The organism is Paenibacillus sp. BR2-3 (genome assembly GCF_046529485.1).
Taxonomy (GTDB): domain Bacteria; phylum Bacillota; class Bacilli; order Paenibacillales; family Paenibacillaceae; genus Paenibacillus_AQ.
In genome coordinates this window covers 1,360,257-1,381,756 of the sequence record NZ_CP126311.1, presented here as the reverse complement: position 1 = coordinate 1,381,756, position 21,500 = coordinate 1,360,257, and the positions used below count along the sequence as shown (strand labels likewise).

Sequence of the window (21,500 nt, the reverse complement as noted above, 5' to 3'; positions counted from 1 at the left end):
TTTGTAATTTCATTAATTCAAACCATTCAGTTCAATTACATAAATGCCTTAATTCTCGATCTCTAAATAACTTTTATAGAATTTCCTTGAAATATCTCTGAAGTGACTGAATAACAACCACCCCACCGGCCTTATGCAATGGTTCATTCTGACGCTCACATTGGAAGAGCTGGACACAAGACGGGCAGCCATTAGAACAGCTACAGCTTGTCATCATTAGTTCAGCCTTTTTCAACAGCACGTTAAACTTTTCAGCGACAACCTCTACGATCCCGGAGCCCCCTCCGGCTTGACTATCATATATGAATAGACCCGGCATCCCGAATAATGTTGAACTCGAGTGAAATGAAATATGTTGAAAGTCAGCAGCGCTGCATTTCACAATAGCTGGAATTGCTGCGGCAAGCGCATGTTCAACAGCATGTATACTTCCATCGAGAAGCTCCTCGAATGTAAGATCTGATACTGTTTGTATGCTCGCAAAAAAATTTCTGAACTCACTTTTACCATGTTCATCCCATATCAACCACAAGGCCTCCGTTTGAAACGAAACCGGATAAGTATTGGTTAGCTGCACCGTTTCCAATGGTTTGGCGCTGTGTGTGTACATTTTCTTGTAGCCGAATGTGCTTCGTTTGACAATTATATTACCAATATTCGCTTTCAACTCATTGCCATCAAATATGCATTTAGTAATATCACTCACTTCGATACTATCCCTTACAATTCCACGCGTAAGATAGTCCGATCGTACTTGTTCCGCCAAGACCTTCCGCTGCTTCTTGTCGATCCACTTCACTTTGTAAAAACTGCGGTTATCTGATCCCAAAAAGACGGCATCTACATGGTAATCTCTTATCAGAGATCGATTATCCACATTTTGGAACAATATCGTTTCATTCCAGCCCATTTTGCTCACAACGACGTAGGTTTCACCCATTGCTATTAATGTCTGATACTTTGGAGGCTCTTCCAAATATACTAGTTTCCCTTCAGAATGTTGCCATTGTTCGTCAACCTCAGCGACAACCTTCCGAAGAACACCGGCCCGAACGTAATTAATGGCATTATAGATCGTCCCAGCTTGCTCATATGCGGCATAAACAAGATGTTCCTTTAATATTTTGGGGTTATTAATGTTGATAGCAGCAGATTCCGGAGACTGTTGGAAGAACTCTAGCGGATTACGAGCATAATATTGTTGAAGCGGCTCTTCTTGTACCATCATGATCACTAAACCATCTCCGCTTCTCCCTACTCGACCAGCTTGTTGCCAGAATGAAGCATGAGATCCAGGATAACCGAGCATGATGCAAATATCCAGACAATCCACATCAATTCCTACCTCCAAGGCTTTGGTAGTGACAACACCCAATATTTCGCCTTGTTGTAGCTTTTTAATGGTTTGCTCCTTGATTTCCTGAGGTAAATTAGCATGATAAGGAAGGAATAAATCCTGCCCCTCTTTCAACTCCATCGTTCCACACTCATTAAGGTGTGTTCTTAGAATCATATTGAGCTCTCGACTAAGAAGCTGAGCCTGTTGACGATTACTGGAGAAAATAATACTTCTCGGCCATTGCCCATTGCTGTAAGTAGTTTTAAGGATTTCATAAAGATCGGATACAACTGCTCTTCTTTTATGCTCCATTTCTATAAGACCAGGGTTCCATAGAACAATATCCTTTTTATTAATTGGTGCCTTGCTTTCCATCACTTCATAAAACCCTTGTATACCTCTCTTACCTGTTAATTCTTCAGCCAAATATTTGGGATTTGCAATAGTAGCAGAGCAGGCTATGAATTGGACCTCCCTATTACCTAATCTTTCACATATCATTCTTATGCGACGTATAAGCATGGAAACCTTCGATCCGATTAGGCCCGAGTAATGATGCAGCTCATCTATTACAATATAACGAAGATTTTTCAGAAACCGCATTAACTGTGGGGCCTTCCCTGTTTGTGCTCCTATACTTTGAAGAATGGGATGCAAATAATGAACATTGGTAAGCCAATAGCGTCCTTGTTCGAATACCAGACTGGAGGCTCGATCTTTCCTCAAATGCTGGGGAATATTTCGTTGGCCAAAAAGAAGACCCGCCGTCACTTCTGTTCCATGAAGCCTAAGCTTAGCGTAGCCAGACATTTTGAAATTGTCTATACTCTCTTCCTCCAAATCCGCCCACTGTTGTAAATGAGCAAATTGATCCTCAACCAAGGCCTTAAAGGGGGATAAATAGAGCGCGCAAGCCTCTGGATCAGCTACGAGCTTCTCCATAATTGGAATGTTGTAAGACAATGATTTACCGGATGCCGTCTTTGTGCAAATGACCACATTACGTCCTTCTCTTATCGCTTCCACAGCCTCAGCCTGATGCTTATATAGCTTGTTAACCCCCATGGTTTCAAGCTTACTGCGCATCCACCCCGCCATAGGCATATGCTCATCGTACACACCTTGGACCTCATCAGTTTCATGCACATATATTTCAGCTCGAACGCGTTCACTTAATTCTATTAATTGTCCAGCCTGGACACTGCTTTGAAAAGTTTGCTGCACTGGAAGTCTTCTATCCAGAAGCATATCAACTTCTTCAGTCATCAGTAGACTGCTCATCATGGGACTTCCATCTTGAATGCAAAAGATACCCTCTTCTTGATTGCTATAATTATCATATTCGGCTTTAAGAGAGGTCCAATCCGCCATATGCAGTCCATTCGCTCGTTGTTGAATTTCCCGACAATACCCTTTGGGGTCTGCTTTATAGCTGATCTGCACAAAATCGCCATAGGGTCTAACCACTCCACAAGCTGAACATATTAGAGGCATCTCTTAATCGTTCCTCTCAATTAAAGTATTCAGGAGTATCTTTGCCCCAGGCTTAAATAGTTCAACATTGTACTTACCCGGAAGTTGAACACAACTTGGACATCCTTCACTGCAAGGACAGCTCTCCATAAGCTCAAGTGCCTTGCGCATCAATTTATGCGTATTCTCATAAATAGCCTCGATTGTTCCAAGTCCAGAGCCGTTTTCTCCATAAAATCCAATCACCGGTCGATTAGCAAATGCAGATATTCCGCTAGCGGAGAAGCCCGTAAAATCATTAGCATCACAGATAATCATATCAGGAATCACCGATGTCATGGCATGCTGAGCTGCGTGCAGCGAAGCCTCTATTAAAAGGTCGGCAGTTCGTTGTTCACTTACCCATTCCTGGACATTCTCTTTCAACTGCAGCCAATCTGAATCTGTTATGGTTAGCCAAGCTCCTTCCGGAGCGAATTTCGTTACCGAAGGATGGGATAGTGCTACCTGTTCCGAATCGCCCTTTTGACCAAAGAAAAGCTTTCTGTAACCAAATACACTTCTCTTAATCTCCAGCTCACCATAAGCCATTTGAACGCCTTCAAGATCATGTTTCTGATACGTTTGGATAACATCAATTTTATCTTTATATGAAGATTGAGTGTGGTAAGTCAACTCCTGGATAGGCAAAAGAATAATTTCACCCTTCCGGCGATTAATGGAATCTACACGATAGGCTTTATCGCCTGGTGTCCAATAGATGGCTCCTTCATGGAAATCCCTCATGGCACTCCATTCATCCAGGCCATCCACTACAGAGTGATTCTGTCCACGAATAGATACACTGTAGCTCTGACCTGAGATAGAACGGAGACTAAACTTCTTATCAACAACTACTTCATCTATTCCTTCTGCTGCAACCGCGGTCTGCAAGACGGTTTGAATATATTCTTTAGGCAAGTTTGGAAACATACTTTGCATATCCATTTCAGTTATTTCCCGCCCAAGCTCGTCTTTTAGTAAAGGTATATGAAGAGCCAGCAACTTGTAGTTGGTTGGATTAATTCTTACAACTTCAGGAGCTTTATGGAGAAATTCATGTGGATTGCGCATGTAATATTGCTGAAGCGGATCATCCTGCCAAATAAGTATCGCAACTCCCTCACCTTTACGACCCACACGACCAATCTGCTGAGAGAATGCTGCTTTGGAGCCAGGGTAACCGACCAATACAGCCAGACTCAGATCTCCAATATCAATACCGACCTCAAGCGCATTCGTAGTAATGATGACGTGGATATCGTGGGATTTCAGACGTTCGATAATGCGTTTCCGAGTCTCATTAGACAATATTCCAGTATAAAAAACGGCTAATTTCTCTCCTTCCACACGTTCCTTTGGCAGGCGAAGAGGCTGTCTCAAAACATCTTTAATGTATTTGGTGAATACCATCGTTTGACTCCGGGAGGGTTGAAAGATAATGCTCTTGATTACTTTCTGGTTCATTGTCATTGCTTGCTTCGCAATTGTAATCGCATCTGTCGAAGGGGCGCGTCTAACCTGCTCACCCGCTGATATCCCTGGATTCCATAGAACGATTTCTTTGCGTTTATGAGCAGAACCATCCGTATCAATGAGGACAAACTCCGCGAGACCTGTAAGATCTTGGGCTAACTTCACTGGATTATCAATTGTAGCCGAACTGGTAATTATCTGGATATTATTATCATTTCCTAGCTCACGGCAAACCTTAAGCAATCGGCGTAGTACAAGTGCAACATGGGACCCAAACGTACCGCGATACAAATGCATCTCGTCCAACACTATGAATTTGAGATTTCTGAGATAATTTCGGATATGCTGACCAGAAGTATATTTCAACACTTGCACCTGATCAAGGATAGAATGATGAATCATATCCGGGTTGCTCATCCATATCTGTGCTTGTTCCATGATCCGCTGCCTTGGCCCATTTTCGGTATCCCCATCCAGTCGACCTACATGAATGATACGTTCGCCCAACTTCAATGGGGTCTCAAACCAATCATCCAAGGATGGTTGAGCAGATGGGTTTATTTCGCCAAACCGTTTGAGCTGATCCAACTGATCATTAGCTAAGGCTTTGGTTGGAAACAGGTACAATGCTTTATCTTCCGGGTGTTCATAAAGATAACTAAGAATAGGCAAGTTGTATGACAAGGTCTTTCCTGAAGAAGTAGAAGTAACTAACACCACATTAGATTTTGCATGGACCGCTTCTGCTGCTTCCCTCTGATGAACATAAAGTTGATTTATGCCCATTCGGCTCAAAGCTTCCCGTATCGGCTGCGGTGTGAAATCTGGAATTTCTGCATAAATAGCTTCTTTGGCCGGTAACGTATGTACGTAGATCTCTGCATCCTCAACATCGGCTAATGCTTTTAGCTTCTCCAGAACTTCATGAGCGGAGAACTCACTACTGCTCACACCCGGAATCCGAGAATCTTCGCACAACGGAATTTCAGCTTTTTCCAGATGGACAACGGCCTGACATTCCGGGCAGTAGACTCCTTCCAGATGATTTTTATAGATTTCCATTATGGGTGACCAATCTGAACATTGGATTCCAGTGGGGGTATACTCTAATCTCCGCTGCTCTCCAACCTGACTAATTCTATGAGATATTTGAACAGCCTTAAGCATGCTTGAACATACTGAACATTTCAGAAATGCCATTTCTACTCCGCCTCCATCCATTCATCTTACCGCCTGTTTCCATTAGACCATATTACCTAGACATCCACATGTCAGCGAACGTATGTTCATTTGAAAATATTCCCTTATTCGAATTAATTCGACAAAACAGGTCAGAAGTCCTTGCTAACTAAAAGCTAACTAAAAAAGACGACAAGTATGTCGTCTTGATTAATCTCAGCTTTATATTGCCTGTACCTATAAGAATACACACTACACCAACTCCTCAACCTCCTCCCAAAACACCACTCCCTCATCAAACTCCGGATCATAATTCTTCTCTTCCCCAGTTAAATATTTCGACAGAAATTTTGTGATCCGTATGCCATACGGATATATTGTATGTTTATCGTAGTTCAGACCTACTCTTCGCAGTTGATCAACTAAATTAGCCAGATCATCACGTTCCATCTCATCCAGCTCTCCCAGAGGGATGTACTCAACCGCTTTCTGCTGAAGCAGCAGTTTGCTAGGTGACAGGAACTTGATATCCTCGTTTCTCACACCAGACCATGCTCTTGGCCTTCCACCAACACCATAATATATCCCTAGTGGATCTTTGAAAATCCCCGAAGCTTTGTTGAATTTCTCTTCAGCATCATCTTCAATAATCCTATATTGCGGCACATCATCCGTCATATTGACACGTATAAACTTAAGACGGGCATCATTTACTAGCCGTTCACTCAGATATGGAACTTTATCGTATTGAAGGTCAGTATTTCGAATGACTGGAAGCCAGTCCTTTCTCAGCGTCGCATTCATCATTACTGTTAGCTGCTTCACATCTTGACCAAGCTCACTCTCAATAACTCTGACTATAAAATCTAGAAAAACCTGTTTGCTTTGGTTCCATTTGCCCGGATTGTCCAACATTTTTACCTGTTCCAGGTAAAAAGGTGCCTCTCCTAATGGTAACCATGACTCAATTCCGAATATCTTTAACATTATTTCTGTACCGTCCATTTTTGATATGACAGGTAAATGTTTGTTGTCTGCTTTTAAAATATTGAATGACAGAATTGGACCGTATGAATCTAGCTTAGACACATTGTTGCTTAGGAAGCCTGCATCATTAAGCAAATCAAATATTGCATTGATTATGCGAGCAGTATCCCCCTTCTCATCTCCTGTAAGAGGATGTATGAACTGAGTAAGACGTCTTGCCTTTTTCATCCCTTCTCTTATAGCTCTCTTAGGATCACCGTCTTTGCTCCAGTTTTCTTTAGGCGCAATCTCCACTAATGCCAATGACCGCTGATCCCCGGAAGACCGTTCTTCATTAAGCAGCTTGTTAATTTGATTCACTCGCTTGATAAAGGCAACATCAGCTTTATATCTTCCAACTTCCAGTTCACTTACAATTTCAACAGGACTGCAGTGTACGAATTCTACGGTTACATCCTTATCGCAATTGAGACCATAAACATTCTCTGAAATTTGACGATTAAAGATTATAGATTTATTTTCCAGTGATTTTTGTTCAGTCGTATAAACTTCTTTCATTGCAGTAAACATTGCTTCACTACTATAAACCTCAATAATTAGCTTTTCTGCTTGATGCGCGACAATGGGGAACCGAATATCATTCATACGCTTACGAGGGATCTCCGGAATATGAAATAACGGTGTTAGATGATACATAGCAAGTACTTCTTTAAAATTATTAAACAGACCACTTTTCTCCGACAACCCGAGTCCTGACTTCACAAAGTTACCTTTTCCATTGAACGAATGATGATTGACTACATAGGCAGTAACTTCACCATTTCCGTCCAGGAATGCAGCAGGATTAGAGAGCAACATATCCGGTTCGAAGGATTCTCCGTACAGAACATCCCAATACAAACCATCCAGGGCTGTTTTCCAGACTGCAAAAGGCGGTGTTCCCTGTCCACTACCAGCACGACGCTCAAACTGAAGCTGTGAAAAAGAAAGCTTCTCTTGCAATGTATACGGATTACGGACTGACACAAGAACAGAACAGGCATGATCCGCTTTTAAATAACAGGAACCTTCCTTAATTTGTGCGTTCTTCAAATACCGCCTTGTACCTACAGTAACAAGAATAAGCGGTCTATCAGCATCCCCACCACGATTCTTCAGTTCAACCTTTAGTACATAAGAAAAAGGATCGTGTTTTGTTGATTTCCTGATCGGAGTGGAGACACATTCATGCTGATTATTAAAGATCGTATGATGAAACTGGAGTTCCTCTACAATACCTTGCCCTAACTCAACCGTTCGCAGTTCTTCACAGAACTTATGAGCTGCCAAGCCAGGAAGCCATTGGTATTTATCAATAGATTCATGAAGCTCACCAAAAGTAGAAGTTTCCCATTCCATTTCAGCCTCTTTAATCTCCTCCGGTAGATTAGCTGCTGAATATCCTTTTAAATGTGCAAACCAGCCTAGAGTGAGCTTTTTAATATGAGACTTTGGAATTTCAACAGTAGAAACAATCCATGGCAAGTCTTTTTGCAATACTTTATTATTTAAATCCACATGAACAATCTCCGGGAATATACTCTTTAGCTTCTTGCAAAGAGGTTCAACCTTATATGCAAGCTTGTGGTTTTGAGGTGTCGCTTGTGTAATAAAAAAATTGCGCCAGCTGTCCGGCATATGCATGACATGAATCGTTTCATGATAGAATACCGCTTCATTTACTTCCAGTGCAAAGAGCTCCATTTTGTTCATATACTGCCTCCCATATTCATATTATGAATCGCTTCGCTAAAGGGCCCATATAAACTTTGGAAAATAGTATCCTTCTTGTTCTTGTGCATAATTGCTGCCCATACTTCAAGCATCGAATATCCTTCAAGGTTACCTGCTGGCTTAGCGTTGAACTTAGCATCACAGAAGTAGACACGGGCATCTAACCCCCCACGCAGCAAACGGCCGATCATCTGCCACACCGGAACAAAAGTGTACCACCCCATAATCTCTCTTTCTTTCGGACTTAAGATCGACCAGAAATCCGGTTTCATATACATATGCTCCAGCTTACCGCTGCTAATTTGCCGTAGTTTGGTAACCGCCTTATCGTAAACAAGGTTCTTTCCTTCTATCCGACGCAAATATTCTGGCAAATACGCATGCAGGACCTGAACAAGATAATTCAGATCATTGGGTATGGGGTAAGGACGAACCAGAAAGAATACTGAACCGAAGAGGGCCTCTCCCTGACTATCTAATATGTTATATCCCCGACCAACGGACAATAGGGGTACAATCAATACCTCAGCCCGGTCCCGATAAAAGGACTCGATCAATACTCTGGAATACTGATCTTCTTGGTGACCATCATCTCTTGAGAGCGCCTTATATCTGCCCGTCCAAGTTCGATCATTTCGAAAAACACTGCAGACAGTTTCAACATCATCATAAGAGTTCACAACCAGCAATACTCTCCTGCTGTTACCTTCAGTTCTCCAGTGATTCAGTTCATATTCAATATCTGGCTTTAGATGCTGTACCATCCCACTTAAATATTGATCTCTTTGTTCTGGATCACGAATACCTGACACCGAATAAAATTCTCCACGAACCTCATCAAGCACGGGCTTATAATTCATCTGAATAACTGAGCTCTTGCGGTTTGCTCGTAGCAACCATTCTGAAGGTGTCTTCAAGTCATAATGAGCCGACTTCGGAGCATGACTGGTTCCAGAGAGAAATACAACCGCAGGACCTGCTTTCCCGTCACATTCTTGATACAGATTATGCCAATCATGAAGCAGCAGACGGCCCACAGCAGTGTATTCAATCAGCTTGAACTTCCCGGTCTTTTCATTGTCAGGCAAGTCATATTTATATCCCAAGGTAATCCCGGTCATCGCTTCTTTCATAAATGCCTGACAATCCTTCTGCATAGTAAACAACGGTGAGAAATTAATCGATAGGCCAAGTTTAGCTTGAATCATAGGAAACGTAGTTAAAATGTATTTGATACTCTCCTCTGCCCTACATAAGTACAAGAAGAATTCAAGTTGCACAAAGAGCAGTTCTTTTTTCACCTTTGGTTTAAGGACCCCGCTTACTTTGGTTATAATCTGCTCCAGGAGTCTCTGCTTCTGCTCGGGGCTCTCTGCCTCTACAATCTCATCAACGATTCTTGAGAGTAATGGATCCTTGTATGGGTCTGAGGCGTATTCGCTGAAACGTTTGAATAATCTTGACTGTAATTGAGAATTGTCAGAGAGTTTTTCACTTAGTGTGCCAGCCAGTGCTGCCACCCGAATCAGATTATTCCGTATATCCTTCCGCAGCGTCTGAGATAACTCCAGCTTACGATAAATTTGCCAGATCATCTGGTCAAGCATGCGGAGTCTATCGTTCCACTCGATAATGGCAGAATCACCAGCATACTGACCATATTGTCCTCTAGTAAGTTCATTAGACTCATATCTCAGCTGTTCAAAGATATCGTCAGTTGCCCCGAACACATTGTATTGTGTCAAAAAGGTCTCATCAAACTGCTTCTGCACCTGATCTGCTTCATCTACAAAAACAACATCGAGTAGGTCATACATGGCTTCGTAAATCGTTCTCTCCAAGGGATCAATCACTGCTGATATACGTGTCTTCAGCACACTCGGCGCAGTTGCAACCCATACCTCAGCATTCTGCAAGGAAGATAGATCTTTATATACACCACAGACATGTGCAAGCGGGCATTTCACAGATGTATCATCTTGCTGCAACTGGATACAAGGATATCTACTGCTGCGATCATAATCTTCAGCCAAAGCTTTAATGATACAGACGTCAGATAAATGAATAAGTGACTCATACAGCTGGCTCTGCCAATCACTAATCTCTTGAATGCCACTGCTATTCGCAAACAAATAGTTATTAAGATGATCTTCTCTGGAGGTTCTCCCAATAACAGGAACAGCAAGTATTCCAAGCTTACGTAGTTCTCTGACACGTTCGAGGGCTTGCATAACGCTACCTTCAATGAATCCTACCCTTGCACCCTCTTGTTTTACCAACCGATAGGCTTCCATCATCATAAAAGTCGACTTCCCTGCTCCAAGTCCCCCACCAATGTGCTGATTCCCTTGATACACAAATTCTAGATCCATACCATCAAGCGATTCCAAAAGCACAGACTTGGCTCTACTTACCCACATGGCCGATGCTCCCATGAGTTGATCCATCTTAGTTGCTAATACAGCTCCGTTATATGGGACCGAAAGCTTAAATATTCTTTTAGGCCGATAAGCTGGCAGAGATTTGATTTCATTTGAGATCATTGATTCAGGGATTTTCCCGTTGAAGGTGATCCATTGCCCACCTCGAATCCTTCGAGAGTATGTAAACTCTTTTTCATTAGCAAAGGGTTTAGTATTCAACTGGCGTGGTATGGGGTGTTCAAGGATACTGCTATAGATAGAAGAACGGTCAATTAAATAACGCGGAGCAATTCGAATAGCTCCTTCATCCTCCTTGATCTCGTATAACCGATACTCACTCCCAATTTCCCCATAGGCATTGATTCGTTTCAGGAGATTCTTCTTGGTTCGCAGTTCAGGAAATAGAATTCTCAGCCGGGTGATGATATCCGAGCGAGTTGTATGTTTCAGAATGGGTTCATTGTAACCAACCAGAACTGACCACGCCTGATGGATGGATAGCTTAGGATCGATCAAAGTGCATCCTGTAATGAATAATTCCATGCTCACCAGAAGGTTAATTTCGGATTTACGCAGTTGAAGTGATTCAAATTCCTTGATGATACCTTCTGAAAGCTCCCAATAAGTCTGCCTCACAGAAACACCTTCTTCAGCGTGGATTCAATTTCCTTCTCCATGATCATTTCGATATACTCCCGAGCAGTTTCGTTTAGCAGATTCATACTTCGTTCACGATAAGATGCCAAGAGCTGGCTGCGATAATTCGGAACTACAATAAGGCATTTATTCTTGTACTTTTCCAGGTAGACAGGACTCTGATGATTGAAGAAATTAGCAAGCGTCCGTGGATCTCTGAAATCCTTGACATCAAGAAGTATTCTCTTGCCATCCCCGGATACCAAGAGATCATATTCATCCACATTGGGATAGAGCTCGACCTGATATCCTTTATGAATCAATCGTTCGGCGATTCTAATTTCAGATATTCCCGGTAGCAATACAAACCTTTGAATTCCGGACACAAGCCGCAATACTCTTTCCCTACCAAAATCAAAAGAACTCATGCGCTCAAAATCAGCAAGCAGATGACAGATATCTTCCTTATTACAACGCCACCGGTCATTCTTATACTCCAGGGTCCAGCCACAGTGGGGGCACTTCCGAAAGTTTGCCACCGTAGGTGTTATTTCTTCATAACATTGTTTGATCAGATTCGTTAGTTGAACATCAAGGAATGTATCAGCAAATTGGGACAATTGAAAGGAAGTAACTACGGCATTTTGTGGATTAGATAGAAACGTGCGGATGCGAGTATATTCCTGCTGAAGCTGCCGGCCTTCTTCTCGGCAGTACATCAGGATCTCATACATAGTCTGTTGCTCAGCATCCTGTGGGGAGACATGACGGTTCAGGAACTCATCAGCATCCGGCGTCAGGCCAATGAATTCTTCCAATAAAGGAGCGTCTTCGGGGTAATAGTCCTTGAGGTCAGGGATTCCCCATTCTTTGGAGGGGCGATGAAGAATTTTCAGTAGATGATACAAATCAACCGGAGGTTGATCTGTAGAAGCAGCTGTCTGTTCTATGAATAAAAGCATTCCCTTATAAAGCTCGTCCGGAATCTTGCCGTAGTTGCCTTGCCATTCGTTAATGCCTGTGATCAGGGACAGAAGAGTGTCATGTGTTTTAGCCATAGAGCACCATCCTATTTAGAAGATTAGGTTAGGTATAGGATAAACTATGGGTGTGACTAAGAGTTGTCAGCGAATGTATGTTCCTAAACTGAATTTTTGAACTCTTGTGAAATCACTATTTCAAGAAACCAATTCTGGCTGAGTAAAATATTTATTTCGATTTCCTTGAATTTCGATATAAGACTCCCAAACAAAAAATTTCCAATGTTCACCTATATGAGGTGTAAATACAATGTAATCAGGAGTTATCAATTTCCTAAGCTCTTTGAAATCTATGAAGTACACTTTATTTCCTTCGAGTCTTACAGCCAAAATCGAAATATTAGCGTCATCTAAAAGTTCAACTTGAGCCATTTTCAAATCGAACCAACCACTAAATATCAAATAAGTCCTTTAATTATGTTCTCAATTAAAATCCGACTATAATCTCCACACTGTTCAGATTAAGTACGCCTTCAATTCTCTCCTGAAGGCTATAAAGTTCACATTTCCTATTGCTATAGCCATTTATACCAAAACCCCAACCAGGTTCGGAATAACTATCTCCGCCAACAACAGGATCATAACTATAACTACTTATGAATATTTCAAATTCAGATTCATTTATTTCGAAAACAATCGAAATCATTTCATAAAACTCTCCAGTACCTGCTTTACTGTTTATTTCGAATCGACATTGCGAACCACATGTCACAAGAGGCAATCTATCAAGTGCGTCCTATCACTTGATTTGGTGTAATCTCTGAACGTCTTAACAAACGTCGAGCAATAGTTTGGGCTATCTCAATTGCCTCATAATCTTCATCCCATAGTTCTTGAGTCTCAGTCATTTTAAGTATTCCTCCTGATCAACAAAGAACTCTTCATCCTAACAGAGATTACAGCATATTTTTGAAACTAGTTTATATCTCAGACTTCCGCTCAAAATAACTAGCAAGTCGATACTCGCATATCTCTCGCGTCCAGTCATAAACCAACTTCCTATCATTCTCCCGAATGTTAAACAACAGTTTGAACTGCCCCTTAGTATAAGTTACAACTTTATCGGAGCTGTTGCTCCAGGTACCCATTGGCATTTTTGCAATAAGGCGAGCAGTTCTATCCAGTGGTTCGTCCCATAGCTTGCGCGATTCATCATCCGAGAAGTCAATGCTTTTCTTGTCCGGGTTATCCATGTAATAAGCAAAGAAAAAGGTGCCCACTTCCTCGGCTGTAATCGGCTGCATCCAGCCGTCCGATCCGCGCTCCAGCATACATAGCAGAACAACCATTTTATAGCTTTTTCGCATTATCGTTGTTTCTGCTTCCAACAGCCATTTCTCATAGCGCTGAGCTGCTGTAGCTTCCTGCTTGTCCAATTCCTTTGCCCTTAACAGAAATATAAAGTAAGAGCCAAACAGTTGGCGAAACTCTTTGCTGTCACAACCGCCATGATAATGCATTTCCATGTAAGTTGGGCGTCGGCCAAGTTTCTTTTGTAGCGTTCTATAAGTAACAACCAGATTAACCTTTCGGCTACCCGAACCGATCAGCTTCTTCTCATCCTGGATCGATTGTTCCAGCTGCCTAATGAACTTGGATACGGTTTTCTCTCCAGCTCCACTAACACCCTCCGTAATTTTCGAAAGCTCCTGTGGAAGATCATGAATCGCTGTCCAGCCCAGTTCTTCACGCATACTGCGAAGCAGTACATCACATCCGGTGATTTGCAGTTCATCTAGCATAAGGCCTGACATAGAAGTCGGGAAACGAATTTCCCGCTGTCGATAAGTCCTTACAATATCTTCTTGGTCGGCTGATTCGCCATCTATAGACGGTTCTTCCAAAACTGCCTCTGCTCTCAAATCTTTCGTTTCCTGTACGTCAGGAGCAGTCTTAAGATCCAGCAGATCCGGTTCGTTTAACAATTCAACAGGCGAGCCGAGAAGCTCCTCCTCACGATCATTTATCGACAGATCGTCATTAACCGGTTCAAGCGCAGCCCCTTGGTTCTCCTGAATATGAACTAGGCCTTGTTCCTGAATTCCATTAATGCTTAAATAGCGCTCAGCAGAAGAGACTTTCCCTGTCAAAAACCAGGCCGGCTGCCGTTTGGTTGATTGGCTGCCGTTTCTAGCGAATTTGAAATACAGACCCTGATCTTTCAAGTGGAATAGTTCCACTTTGAGTTCCCATCCGCCGATTACCCACAAAGCCCCACCGTTTGACCTTTTGTCGATGATAGAAAGTCCACGGGCTGTCAGATAATTGCCGATTTCCACCCTCCCATTTATAGTGGAAGAATCGATTGACTCTATTACATTAGAAACCTTTGCCATAGATAACGTTCTGCTACTTAAATTACTGTCTTTCATTGGCACTGGCTTTTGCCGTGTCCATTCATCTAGACTACCTGCCACCTTAGAGATGCTTTCATGCAGAAATTTAAACTGCTCCGTTAATGTCGGCAGCAACTTCGTCTCAATCTGCTCATTCAACATCTGTCCCAATTGTTCGTTGACGAGTATATTTGGAGCGGATTCCGGACTACTCTTGGATGATTGCGGCATTTGATAGGCCGGAGTCTCGATTTCCAAGGATCCATAGGATTCAACATACCAAGAAGCCAATGTGAAAATATGACGATGTGCTGTAATAGCCAGATCTAGTGGAATTGATTTGACATTGTGGGAGGCTTGATTACCACTCAACCTCAGCCATTCAAAACTAGTCTTAATCTCATCTGGCAGAATCCCTTCTCGGGAGAGCTTATGGATACGTTCGTTATGCTTCAAACTAAATACGTTTTCCAGGCTTTCTTGCTTAGATACTATAGAAGCCAGCTCTTCACTGAATAATCTGCCTTGTGTAAGCGTCGCACGCGGGTTACTCCATACCATTTCTTCCGCTTCAACAGCCAAGGCGGAGAGCCCTTCATGGGCCTCTTGTAAAAAAGAAAATAATGACACCATATCTTGGTTGATCGCCTCCTGTATAAAATTAGAAAAAAGCGTGTATCACTGGCCTGCCAGCTTCTGCAGCACCTGAGGATACACGCAATGTAATGTGCGCATTCTAATCGCTTCTTTTTTGCTGTGAAGTAAGATTAACATTATACTTCTATAGTACTATTTCTTGGGACGAATTTATATCCATACATGCAAATTTTTGTGAATACTCATTCTTGATATGCTCCTTAACGTGTTTCATTCAAACACATTAATTTAGTCTGTTCCAGTACAGTGTCAACCGCTCTATCAGTTTTATCAGGTGGATATCCATATTTTTTAAGAAGTCGTTTTATGGTCATTTTCATCTTCGCTTGAACGCTTTCCCTTATATTCCAATCCACACTGATATTATTCTTTATGGAAAGGGTCAGATCTCTAGCGATTTGTTTTAAAATCTCATCACCCAATACTTCTACAGCAGATTCATTATCAGCGAGGGCATCGTAAAATGCCAGCTCATCCGCTGTAAGCCCTGTAGCCTCACCACGTTTTTCCGCTTCAGCAATTTCTTTAGCCAATTCAATCAGTTCCATGATGATCTGAGTTGTTTCGATGGCTCTATTCTGATACTTCCTGATAGAAGCCTCTAGCAGCTCTGAGAACTTTTTAGACTGTACGAGGTTCCGTCTGGAGAAGGATTTGATATTGCCCTGCAATAGTCTATTCAAAAGTTCAACTGCTAGATTTTTTTGCTTCATCCCCTTTACTTCTTCAAGGAATTCATCAGAAAGAATTGCGATATTGGGCTTATTAAGGCCCACCGAGCCAAAGATATCAACAACTTCATTGGATGAAATTGCTTTTGAAATCAATTGATTGAGTTCATTATCGAGTTGAGAGGTTGTTTTCTTCTTGTGATCTTCGCTGATAATTTTGACAAGGCTTACCTTTACCGCTTTATGAAATCCAACTTCCAGGTTAAGGTGTTCAGCAACTTCTGTGGTTGCACATAGAGAATACGCTCTAGCCATTTCGTTAACCAGCTTGACGTAATCGTTTTTACGTTCTTCTCTAAGACCAATAATAAAGTCCATGGTCTCCACAATAGCCTGCATTTTCCCACTCGGTTTACCTGTAAAGAACTTGCTATAATCATGTCCATGCAACAGTTCTTTAATTAAGTCATGTTTTTCAAGAAGCACTTGTGCCGCTAGTTCTGTATCTATCCCGGTAGTCTTCTTGTCGCTCTCCGTGTATTGTTTAAGAGCTTCTTTTAAGTTCTCAGCAATGCCGATGTAGTCAACCACAAGACCACCTTGCTTGTCTTTGAACACCCTATTGACCCTTGCGATTGCTTGCATTAAGTTATGACCACTCATAGGCTTGTCAATATACATAGTATGCATACTTGGAACATCAAAGCCTGTGAGCCACATGTCACGAACAATAACCAGTTTAAGTTCATCGCTTTTGTCCTTCATACGCTTAGAAAGGGTTTCTCTTGTTGCTTTTGTACCAATGTGTTTTTGCCAATCTTCAGGATCAGAAGAGCTTCCCGTCATGACGACTTTGATCTTACCTGACATGACATCATCCCCATGCCACTCTGGTCGAAGCGTTATGATTTCGTTATAGAGATCAATCGCAATTCTTCTACTCATTGCAACGATCATCCCTTTGCCGCCATCATCCACTTGTGCCTGCTCACGCTTTTCAAAGTGCTCAACAATGTCTTGAGCAATTTTCCGGATGCGATCTTTTGCACCAACAATAGCTTCTAATCTAGCCCATTTGCTTTTGAGCTTCTCTTTTTGACTATATTCCTGGTATTCAGTGATCTCATCATACTCGGTATCCACCTTCGGTTTCATCTCTTCTGGCAGTTCAAGTTTAGCAATACGACTCTCATAGAAAATTTTAACTGTCGTTCCATCTTCAACCGCGCGAGTCATGTCATAGACATCAATATAGTCTCCGAAAACAGCTTTAGTATTTTTATCGGTCAATTCGACAGGCGTTCCCGTAAAGCCAATATATGAAGCATTTGGCAAACTATCTCGCATGTACTTGGCATAGCCATATCTAACGCCTGCCTTTGTATCTTCTTTGACAACCTCTGCTCCAAAACCATACTGGCTTCTGTGTGCCTCATCTGCCATGACTATAACGTTTCTTCGATTGGTCAATACACCTGAACCGTAGTCACTTCTCTTTTCAGCTACCATATACTCTGTCATTTCTTCATTAAACTCACTTACTGAAGGCGCGAATTTATGGATCGTGGTAAAAATAATTCCACCGCTGGTTCGATTGTTAAGCAACTCTTGTAAATGAGTTCGATCTTTTGCCTGCACTGGCGTACATCTAAGCAGATCCTTACTCTTGAGAAAGGTCGCATGAAGCTGATCGTCCAAATCATTTCGATCTGTAATGATTACAATCGTTGGATTTTCTAGTTCCTCATTGATAACTAGTTTACCTGCATAGAAAACCATTGAAAGACTTTTACCACTGCCTTGGGTATGCCAAACCACACCAATTCTTCGATCCCCTTGTTCGAGGGTAGCTCTTTCAGTACTATCAACTGCCTTATTTACCGCATGGTATTGGTGATATCCAGCTAAGATTTTATATGTATTCATGCCATCCGTTTGGAACAAAATGAAATGCTTAATAATATCTATAAGACGTTCTCTTTGAAACATGCCTTTAATAAGCACTTCTAACTGTGGGATCGAAATAGATGCAGTACCTTCACCATCAATGGTCCGCCATGCCATAAATCGATCTTCATCTGAAGTCAGGGTACCTGCTCTCGCGTTGATCCCATCACTGGTTACCATAAAAGAGTTGTAGGTAAAGAGAGAGGGAATGACATTTTTGTAGGTTTGAAGCTGATTGTAGGCATCACTAATATCCACATTTTCGTCGATAGCACTTTTCAGTTCAACGACTACCAAAGGAATGCCATTGACAAAAACAATAATATCAGGTCTTTTTTCTACACCATGCTCAACGATAGTACACTGATTGGCGACCATCAATTCATTATTTAGAGGTTTCTCATAATCGAAGACATAAACTTTTTCAGTTCGGTAGCTTGCATCTAACTGCTTGACCTGAACATCAATGCCATCTGTGATCATCTTCTGAAACGCCTTGTTGTTCATAAGCAGACTTGGACTCTGAGGGATTGTGATCTGTCTAAAAGCATCTTCAATGGCGCTGTTTGGCATCTTGGGATTGATTCTTTGAAGCGCGTCCTTTAGTCTTACCGCCAGGATCACATCCCCATAATATTCACGTTCTGGGTAATCACCTTCTGGTGCAATATCGGGCCCAAAGACCACTTCATAGCCTAGTTCTTCAAACCACTCAAGAGCTGCTGCTTCAAGCTGTGATTCATAAAAACCATTTCTCGCCATCTATTGCACCTCCTCGAGTGGGACTTGGATTTCACCGGACATGAGTTTTGGGAGCAGGGTGTCTCTAAGAATAGTTAACTTTCTACTTTCTTTACAATTTTCAAAAATTAAAACTAAGATTTTTTCAATGATATGTTGGAATCTATCAACAGTATTTTTGTCAGGAATAAGAATTTTCAGAGTCTTAACGGCTGGCTGATTAATTCCTGGCTGTGCAGAGTTTGTGTTCAAATTTACAATATTTTGAGTCATATAATCTTGATCTAGCCAAAAATATAAATAGGGTTGATTAACTAGTTCGTTACTTCTCAGTATAAACACATGAGAATTTATGCAGCACTTTTCATGCGGAAAGTTTCTTGCAAACATGGTTTTTCTCCCTAATTGAGCTCCATCTTTATACAACAACACATCCCAATTTTTAACAATACCTCTGTTCATGCTTTTAAAATATCCTTCTGGAACAAACTTCTCCTTTGAAAAATCATATTTACCCAATCCTAAAATATTTTCCGCACCTATACTTGGTATTCCGTATTCAAGATTGCCAGCTCCGCCCTTAGGCCTATTTCCAGCTTCAATCTCTGACAATACTTCTTCCAGCCTACCCACTCTCCACCCTTTAGGGATCATTCCTACCTCACTATTTTCAAACTCTCCGTCTTGAAATAGCTCAAAATCAACAAACCAACTTTTAAATATAGCTTGAGCCATATCTTCTAGGTTTTTGTTCATTCGATTAATCAGTTCAATTTTATCGTCAAAGCAAGACAGCGTTGCGGCTATAGCTTTTTGTTCTTCAATTGGCGGACATGGTAGCACTATATCCTCTATAATTGAGGGGCTTATATTGGCTTGATTCGCAGCACCACTTGCATTTAACGCAAGTTTATAATGCATCTCGTCAGTAGAGATTAAGTAGTATAAGAAATCTAAATTATAAGAATCAAGATCAATTATTTCAAACTTTCCAACACGCTGATTTATCAACATCGGCTTATGAATTCTAACCCTTCCAACTTTGCCTACAGCTGAAGAAAATTGATTTACATTTGATCCAGTCATTGAAATTAAAACATCATTATATCCTAGCAAATACTTACTTTTTTCTTTAGCCAACTCTGTTGAAACAAATTGAACATCATTTATCTGAACATTTGGAGGAACAATGTTTTTAATCTTAACTACAGGTATTCCACTCTCACAAAAATCTTTCGACTTAAAAGCATACCCAGATAAAACTTTGCTAACTTCTCCTAATTTCACTTCTCGCCATTCATTAAAACTCATACCCAATCGCCCCCAATCGCTGCTTGATCTCCTCCTCCAAATGATGAGATTTCGCAAACATTTCAGCCAATTCTTCCGTTAGCCTTGTCATTTTCCCATTGAAGGGTTCATCATCCTCTTCAACTTCTTCAATACCCACATATCTTCCAGGGGTTAATATGTACTCATGCTCTCTGATTGCTTCAATGCTGGCAGATTTGCAGAACCCCTGAACATCTTCGTACATTTCTTTTCCGTCTCTCCAGTTGTGATAGGTTTCGCATACTTGTTGAATTTCTTCATCCGAAAGCTCTCTATGCTTTCTAGTTATCATGGAACCCATTTTTCTCGCATCAATAAAGAGTACTTTATCTTTACGCACTTCTCTTTTCTTAGACAAGAACCATAGACAAACAGGAATAGTGACGTTATAGAATAGATTTGTTGGCATTGTAACAATACAGTCCACAAGACCTCCCTCCAAAATATTCTTTCTAATTTCTGCTTCAGCCTTTGTCGATGTAGCCATAGAACCATTGGCAAGAACAAAACCCGCAACACCATTTGGTGAAAGTTTGCTAATCATGTGCTCAATCCATGCATAGTTGGCGTTGTTTGCTGGTGGTATACCGTACTTCCAACGAACATCGTCTTGAATTAAGGCGTAATCACTAATGTTAAATGGCGGGTTCGCTAAGATATAATCGGCTCTTAAATTCTTGTGAAGATCATTGCCAAAGGTATCCGCATCCCGTTCGCCAAGGTCCCCATCTATTCCGCGAATAGCAAGGTTCATTTTACATAGTCTCCATGTGGTTGCCGTAAACTCTTGACCGTAGACTCGAATATTGTCTTTTCTACCTTGGTGTTCTTCAACAAACTTAGCAGACTGAACGAACATTCCCCCTGAACCACAGCAAGGGTCATAGACTCTACCTTGGAATGGCTCTATCATACCAACCAGTAATTTAACTATGCTTGGTGGTGTATAGAACTCACCTTCACTTGAACCGAATTTACCCAAGAAATACTCATAGACTCTGCCCAGAATGTCTTGAGCCTTCGCTTCTTTGCTGCCTAAGTTAAATGAGAACAAGTCCACCAGCTCACCCAGCTTGGTTTTATCTAGTTCAGGTCTAGCATAGTTCTTAGGCAGTACTCCTTTAAGATGTTTGTTCTCTCTCTCAATAGAGATCATTGCATCGTCAATAATTTGACCAATGGTGCTGAGTTTAGCACTTTTCTTGATAAAGTCCCATCTAGCGCTTGGTGGCACGAAGAAAATGTTCTCTTCAGCATAAGCATCGCGATCTTCTTCAAAACCGTCCCCCTCTTCTACCAGGTCATTGTACTTATCTTCAAAACTATCCGAGATATATTTCAGGAAGATCAGTCCTAACACCACATCTTTGTAGTCCGATTGTTGAATATTACCTCTAAGCTTATCTGCCATTGCCCATAAATCATTTTCAAAATCTAAATTCACAGCCATA

Annotated in this window: 12 protein-coding genes; all 12 read right to left on the bottom strand. The window is 41.5% G+C overall.

From position 1 onward, the window contains the following. Positions 1–73: 73 nt before the first annotated feature. A complete protein-coding gene (locus PaeBR_RS06550) occupies positions 74–2,782 on the bottom strand; it encodes a DEAD/DEAH box helicase (protein WP_410514058.1) in 2,709 nt (902 codons plus the stop codon). Between the two features lie 54 nt (positions 2,783–2,836). Continuing rightward, positions 2,837–5,527 carry a DEAD/DEAH box helicase gene (locus PaeBR_RS06545; protein WP_410514057.1) on the bottom strand — a complete coding sequence of 897 codons (2,691 nt, stop codon included), beginning with the start codon at positions 5,525–5,527 and terminating at the stop codon, positions 2,837–2,839. A 231-nt stretch (positions 5,528–5,758) separates the two neighbouring features. Beyond that, on the bottom strand, positions 5,759–8,245 hold the full coding sequence (locus tag PaeBR_RS06540) for a pPIWI_RE module domain-containing protein (protein ID WP_410514056.1): 2,487 nt from the start codon (positions 8,243–8,245) through the stop codon (positions 5,759–5,761). Next, on the bottom strand, positions 8,242–11,325 hold the full coding sequence (locus PaeBR_RS06535) for a hypothetical protein (RefSeq protein WP_410514055.1): 3,084 nt from the start codon (positions 11,323–11,325) through the stop codon (positions 8,242–8,244). Before PaeBR_RS06535 ends, PaeBR_RS06540 begins: the two co-directional genes overlap by 4 nt. After that, a complete protein-coding gene (locus PaeBR_RS06530; RefSeq protein WP_410514054.1) occupies positions 11,322–12,383 on the bottom strand; it encodes a hypothetical protein in 1,062 nt (353 codons plus the stop codon). The genes PaeBR_RS06535 and PaeBR_RS06530 overlap by 4 nt, the downstream gene beginning before the upstream one ends. Before the next feature lie 120 nt (positions 12,384–12,503). Then, on the bottom strand, positions 12,504–12,743 hold the full coding sequence (locus PaeBR_RS06525; protein ID WP_410514053.1) for a hypothetical protein: 240 nt from the start codon (positions 12,741–12,743) through the stop codon (positions 12,504–12,506). Between the two features lie 49 nt (positions 12,744–12,792). Then, positions 12,793–13,011 (bottom strand): hypothetical protein, encoded by a 219-nt coding sequence (locus PaeBR_RS06520; protein ID WP_410514052.1) that lies wholly within the window; start codon positions 13,009–13,011, stop codon positions 12,793–12,795. A 79-nt stretch (positions 13,012–13,090) separates the two neighbouring features. Further along, positions 13,091–13,213, bottom strand: a complete 123-nt coding sequence (locus tag PaeBR_RS06515) for a hypothetical protein (protein WP_410514051.1) — start codon at positions 13,211–13,213, stop codon at positions 13,091–13,093. Between the two features lie 72 nt (positions 13,214–13,285). Further along, on the bottom strand, positions 13,286–15,334 hold the full coding sequence (locus PaeBR_RS06510) for a DUF4145 domain-containing protein (RefSeq protein WP_410514050.1): 2,049 nt from the start codon (positions 15,332–15,334) through the stop codon (positions 13,286–13,288). 224 nt (positions 15,335–15,558) lie between these two features. Next, complete coding sequence (locus PaeBR_RS06505; protein ID WP_410514049.1) at positions 15,559–18,738, bottom strand: type I restriction endonuclease subunit R; 3,180 nt, start codon at positions 18,736–18,738, stop codon at positions 15,559–15,561. Continuing rightward, positions 18,739–20,028, bottom strand: coding sequence for a restriction endonuclease subunit S (locus PaeBR_RS06500; RefSeq protein WP_410514048.1), 1,290 nt, complete (start codon positions 20,026–20,028; stop codon positions 18,739–18,741). Next, the gene (locus tag PaeBR_RS06495) at positions 20,018–21,499 is read right to left on the bottom strand and encodes an N-6 DNA methylase (protein ID WP_410514047.1); all 1,482 of its coding nucleotides are present in this window, start codon (positions 21,497–21,499) and stop codon (positions 20,018–20,020) included. Before PaeBR_RS06495 ends, PaeBR_RS06500 begins: the two co-directional genes overlap by 11 nt. Between the last annotated feature and the right edge of the window lies 1 nt (position 21,500).